Annotated in this window: 3 protein-coding genes; 2 read left to right on the forward strand and 1 reads right to left on the reverse strand. The window is 37.6% G+C overall.

From position 1 onward, the window contains the following. Positions 1–149: 149 nt before the first annotated feature. Positions 150–650, reverse strand: coding sequence for a hypothetical protein (locus tag ATS71_RS14325; protein WP_058405442.1), 501 nt, complete (start codon positions 648–650; stop codon positions 150–152). A gap of 127 nt (positions 651–777) precedes the next feature. Here ATS71_RS14325 and ATS71_RS14330 point away from each other — a divergent pair, with 127 nt between their 5' ends. Together ATS71_RS14330 and ATS71_RS14335 are read left to right on the forward strand one after the other, a co-directional pair. Continuing rightward, positions 778–1,023, forward strand: coding sequence for a helix-turn-helix domain-containing protein (locus ATS71_RS14330; RefSeq protein ID WP_058405443.1), 246 nt, complete (start codon positions 778–780; stop codon positions 1,021–1,023). Positions 1,024–1,130: 107 nt separating this feature from the next. Further along, positions 1,131–6,131, forward strand: a complete 5,001-nt coding sequence (locus ATS71_RS14335; RefSeq protein WP_058405444.1) for a hypothetical protein — start codon at positions 1,131–1,133, stop codon at positions 6,129–6,131. The last annotated feature ends 90 nt before the right edge of the window (positions 6,132–6,221 follow it).

The following is a 6,221-nucleotide window of genomic DNA, read 5'->3' on the forward strand; positions in this document are numbered from 1 at the left end:
TTGGTTATGGACTTATAATAATGAACGCCCTAACATGGGCATAGGTGGCATAACACCCATACAAAAACTGGAAAAGTTAAACAACGAAAATTCTACAGATAGCCTCCATTAAAAATGGGGGGATTACCCTGCCAACTTCTTAATTTCATTTATTTTTTCTCTTTTAACTTTTTTAAAATTTCTTCCTTTGCTGCTATTTTTCCTTTCAAAATATGCTTTTGTTCTCTAGCACTTCTAATTGGTTCCGTTAATTCGGAAGCAACGTTAGGGTATTGCTGTCTCATATTAATAAAGGTGTCTAGCGCCCCCATCGTTTCCAGTAAATCAGCATTTAGTTCACTAAGCTGTGTTCTTATTTTGTTCGCCACATCTAGAACACCACTATTATCGCTTTGCACTATGAGTTTTGAGGGGTGAAAAATTGGAGACTTTTTAAATCTACTTTCTTTTCCATTTTCAGAAGTCGATTTAGACAATAGACCTTTTTTTACAAGTTTATTTAACTCGTCATAAATGAATTGACGAAGCTTCCTTTTATCTAATTCTTCGTCATTAGATAGTGCAATAAAAGCGGCTCTAATCTCCGTCACTGAAAATCTATCCATATTCTTCATGCAAATTACTTGTTTAATTAAAGGCTCTATTACCATTTTTACACCTAAAAATTTGATAAAAAAGTTCATTAAAGAACATATGTGTCAATTTGTTTCATTATATGTCATGGGTTGGTCTGCCGCAATATGAGAATATTAATCTTTTATGTTGTGGGGATCTTGAATGCAACCAGTTCAACAGCTGATTGGCATGAATATTAAACTCGCGAGAACTAAGCGCTCCATACCTCAGGCTAAACTGGCAGAAAAGATAGGTATTGAGGCAAGTTATTTGAGTCGAATTGAAAGAGGTGTTGTGCCAGTTTCATGTGAAAGAGTTTATGAAATAATTCATGTGCTCGGATGCAAGCCATCGGAGATATTTCCTGAGCCTGGTGATGTTGAAACCAGGTTTAACAGAGAGAACTAGATCCTTCAACCATACAGTCAGCTAAGTCAAAGTTCGCTTACTTTAATTAGCTGATACCTGATCTTAAAGTTTATAAGAATGTCTCCAATTTGTTTCAAAGGATGGAAATGCAACAAAACTCAGACTTAATACACTTTTCAAGAGCTGGCGATATTTTCCACTATAGGTGGGCCGTAAAAAGGTGCTTAAAGCTTCTAGATTTTAATACGGACTTAGTGCAAGTAACCATCGAAGGCTCTCTGGAGTCAAAACTTGCTGGTGAATGTGTTGTTGATCTTGCTGAATACAGGAAAAGTGGTGCAGGGCAAACTTCAATTGATTATTTTCAGTTGAAACATTCGACTGTTCGAGTTGATGAGCCATTTACTCCGTCAAAACTTAAGGACACCTTAAAAGGTTTTGCCGAGAGATACCAGGCGATTGAGGCTAGTGTAAAAAATAAACCCGTTGTTTCTTTTACTATTTTAACTAACCGTAAAATATCAGACAACTTTAAACGTAACATTAGAAAGATCGCCTCTGGGGGTAACGCTCCTCCAGGGTTTACTCAGAATCTTAAAGGATATACCAAGCTAGACGACAAAAGCCTGAAAAGTTTTTGTAAAAGTTTAAACCTGAATGATTCAGAGGGAAATTACGAGAGTCAAAAACTCGATATTCACAAAGAATTACACCATCTCGCTGTTTCGAAGAACGTTAGTAGCAGAGAAAAATTGTTGGTGGCTAAAGTTTGGGAGAAGATCGAACCAGGTAACTCTAAAGTCATAAAACAAGAAGATATGCTTGAAGCGTTTGATGCTATATCCATGGATGACTTTTTCCCCGCCCCTCCATTATTTGAGCCAATTGAAAATTATATACCAAGAGATCAGCAAGTAAGGATTGTAAATGCTATAAAAGGTGCGAAAACACACACTGTCATAACAGCAAGTGGTGGTGTTGGAAAATCAATACTGAGTAGTAACTTAGCAACTGAATTTGAGACCAGTTCCGTAGTCATCCCTTATGATTGTTTCGGAAATGGTAGCTACAGAAGAGTTAGCTCTCAAAGGCATGAAGTTAAACATGCGTATGCCCAAATAATTAATACTATGGCAACTTTAGGTCTTTGTGATCAAGTGATCCCATCTAGAAATGAGCCTGACGATTACTGGACTAAACTGTTTTTAAACAGAATTAATGAAGCTTGTAACTCTCTAAAATCTCAAGACTCAAATGCATTATTAGTTTTAATTTTTGATGCCGCAGATAACGCAGAAATGGCAGCTGAAGAACATGGTTCTAATTGCTTTGTAAATCAATTGCTTAAAGAGGTCGTGCCAGATAATTGCAGATTGGTATTTACTTGTAGGCCGGAACGACTAGACCTTTTGGATCCACCTAGTTCAATACAACAACTAGAGTTGCTTGCATTCTCAAATGAAGAAGCACTTACCAATTTACAAGTAAAATATCCTTCAGCAACAAAAGAGCAAGCCATAGAATTTAATCGACTAACCGGAGGTAATCCAAGGGTACAGTCCAATGCATTGTCCTTAAAAGAGAAATCACTAGAGCGACTTCTTTTGTCTTTCAGCTATCAAGTAGTTACGGTGGAAGATTTAATCGAAAGGCAATTAAAGCATTCAGTAACAAAGATCAAAGATAGTTTTCCCAAAAATTATAGAGATAGCGTCGATAACGTTTGTACAGGATTGGCAGTATTACCACCGTTCGTACCAATAGACATCTTGGCGGCGGTTGCAGATGTGTCAACCGACGCAGTAAAGAGTTTCATTTCGGACTTAGGTCATCCGTTGTGGCAAATAGATGAAACGGTACAATTTAGAGATGAGCCAACTGAAAAGTGGTTTCAAGATAACTATATACCTACTCCTGAAAAGATTGCAGCATTTATAGAGGTTATTAAACCATTAGTATCTAAGTTTCCTTATGTGTCTGAAGCACTACCTGTACTGTTTTTAAAAGCAAACAAGCTGGACGAGCTGGTTGAACTGGCACTATCAGTTGAATACCTTCCCTCTATTAGTGAATATGATGACAATCAGGTAAAGGTAAAAAGACTTCAGTATGCTTTTAAAGCAGCCCTAAAAGCGGATAAAACTTATGAAGCTGTAAAGTTAGCTCTGATGGCTGGAGAAGAAATTGCTGGAAATAATCGCCAGTTAGACATACTAAAAAATAATATTGATATAGCCTACCTTTTTCTTGCTCCAGCACGAATTCAAGAAATAGCGCATCGAAAAGAGATTTCTGGCGGCTGGGACGGTTCAGAAACAGTTTTTTCCGCGTCTTTATTATCAACTATCCCCTCACTAAAAGGAGAAGCTCAAAGCTATCTTCGGTCTGCTAATCATTGGCTTCGCAGATATTTTGATAGACGCGATGAGGTAAAGAATAAAGAAGAGCAGTTTAATGAGAAATTAGACGATTTAGAAATATTAGAGTTGGCTCACACAGCATTACGTGTCAAAGGGTACAAACGATGCGCAGATTATCTAGACTCGTGGACGCCCCCCAGATGTGTTTATAAAGCTACATCGTCTCTTGTTGAGAGGTTAGTTGATATTGGTGACTTTGAAACTATCGAACTAATGGCTAATTACCGAAAGAATAATCCTGCTTTTGTCCTAGCAATTACATATGAGCTGATGAAAGTTGGTCGAATTCCTCCAAAAAATTGTTTATTACGTTGTCTAAACAAGATTATTAAACCCAATTCCAGATTAGATAAACCTGGAGACGATATACACGATGTTGGCTTTTCAAATGACGCATATCTTTCATTTTTTGAAGCCTGTGTTTTAAGCAAATTGCCGCTAGTTAATATCAGAAGAGGAGTCAATTACTATTACAAAGTGCCGATGCTTTATCGTGTTGAAGAAGCTCACCAGTGGAGAGGGGCTAGAGAGAACTTTTTACGCTATTTGTCACTTCAAGCCATATTCAAAAATGAGTTCTCCTTGGATTTTGAAGAGTTTATTCCCAAAGACTGGCAGAGCAAAGAAAATGATTATGAAAGGAAGAGAGAGTTAGGTAGAGCAAAAGAGCTGATAAGCAAACTAATACCTTGGTATATGGTACGAGCAAAGCTCTTAGCTGGTAGAAAACTAGACTTAAAAGCAGAGCATGAAAGGGCTAGCTTGGAGTCTTCAAAAACAGGATATAGTGCTTATCGAGAATATGAACCAGTTCCTTTTGAAACCACAAAAGCAAAATTTCAAAATATTATGCATTGTGATTTTGGCTATGAAGAAGAGTTAGAGCTTTTTTTAACTGAATATACTGATAATAACTTGAAGGTTAAGTTTTTAGACAATCTGTACTTTCTCAGAGTTGCTTGTAGAACCAATAAATTTAAGTTGCTGAGTAACTCTATTGAAGATGGTTGCTATGACTCTATCAGCAATTACAATTACGATGAGTCACCGGAATCGCGTTCTGAAAACTTCATAAATTTGTCCAGAGCGGTTCTGTCTGCCGGAAGAGAAGATGCCGAAGCCTATTTTGATATTGCGTTAAACAAAGCTTCAGGTTTTGGTGAGGAAGGTGTCATTCGTTGGGAAGCTCTAACTTCTATAGCTAAACAATATTCCAAAGTAAAAAGTGATTCGCCAGAACTTGCTCACCGATATATGAGGTGCGCTGAAATGATTGGTGATTCTGTAGCACGTGAAAAATACTGGGATAGAAATGATGCAATTAAAACGTGTTTCCAGTTGTCTCCATTATCTGCTTTTCCCATCTTGCATAGATGGAAAGACAGAAGCATTGGTTGGCACGAGAAGTTAATAAACCCATTAGTACATAGTGCTGTAGACTCTGGTGATGTTTCAGCTGCAACGGCTTGGTCTATGTCTGCTTTCTCTTGGGAGTTTGGTATGGATGACTTATTAGAAAAAGCTCTTAATGCAGAGCCAACCAAAGAAAAACGTCAGCAAATGTTGGATTGTTATACCGGAAGTTTAAGAGCAAGGGGAGTGACTGGCGCGGCTTGGGGAAAAGTTGTTAGCCTTGCTGAAAAGTATCAACTTTCCTGTTTATTCAATGACGAACTTAAGCTCCTTTTAAAATCTAACAGACCTGAAGAAAGGCGATCTCCGGTGAATGAGAGGGAGACGAAAGACCAAGACAATTATTCATGGGAAGAGCTTTTTGGGCATTTTGATTTACTGACTATAAATGGATTCAGTAAAGCTTATCAAAAGCTAAAGAAACAAGGATTTCCCAGAAGAATTAATGAATTTTGGCAAGGCTGCTTTCAAAAAGTGACACAGAGAAGCCTTGTGACATTTTTGAATGTTATAGCTCAATCAGAACATTTAAACTTTTCCAGCTTGAGCTGGGGATTTGAGCAAATACCTGATGAATGGAAAAATAAACCCGCAGTTATTCGGCAATGGAATTCTATAATTACGCAAATAGCGACTAGATTCCCTAGAAATTTCACTGATATATACGATAGACGCTATTCCGTTAAACGATTTTTGTTAGACGAGCACACTGACGCAGCCATAGCTAGGGGTGTCGTTGCTGGTTTGTCTAATTCTGTTGATATTGAATCTTCCAGTGCTCTATTTAGTTTCGCTGACTTCAGTGCCAATAAACTGACAATTGAACAGGCAAAAGATCTATTAAGTTTTGGTCTTAATAGGTTGGAACAATTTATTGAGGAAGATTATGCTGATGGTAGTTGGGATGGAACTTATCAATTGCCTACTAACCTTGACCAAGCAATCGTTTATTATATTTATGCCAATTTAGGTTCTCCACATTCTGAAGAACGATGGAGAGCTGTACATGCAGTTGTTCGTTTATATGAACTTAGAGAGCAGGCTGCAATAGATAACTTAATTGATTGTCTTAAAAGTGGGCTTCCAACTTCATATATTCCAACCAAATATGAGTTCTACGACTTACATGCCAAGTTGTATTTATTGGTTGCGCTGACCAGATGTGTACACATATCCCCAGACTTGCTGGCAACACACGCAAATTTGATAGTAACAATAGCAACCAATAAACAACAAGGCGTATTGTTTCAATATTACGCTAAGCAAGTTTGCTTGGAGATACAAAACTATAACTCTAGTTGTATAGACCGGTAATCCCCCCATTTTTAATGGAGGCTATCTGTAGAATTTTCGTTGTTTAACTTTTCCAGTTTTTGTATGGGTGTTATGCCACCTATGCCCATG

Origin of the sequence: Pseudoalteromonas sp. H71 (assembly GCF_001468485.1) — a bacterium.
GTDB lineage: Bacteria > Pseudomonadota > Gammaproteobacteria > Enterobacterales > Alteromonadaceae > Pseudoalteromonas.

Bases quoted from the DNA above. Each gene is read 5' to 3' on its own strand.
- ATS71_RS14325 (WP_058405442.1), bottom strand. From the start codon at position 650: ATGGTAATAGAGCCTTTAATTAAACAAGTAATTTGCATGAAGAATATG.
- ATS71_RS14330 (WP_058405443.1), top strand. From the start codon at position 778: ATGCAACCAGTTCAACAGCTGATTGGCATGAATATTAAACTCGCGAGA.
- ATS71_RS14335 (WP_058405444.1), top strand. From the start codon at position 1,131: ATGCAACAAAACTCAGACTTAATACACTTTTCAAGAGCTGGCGATATT.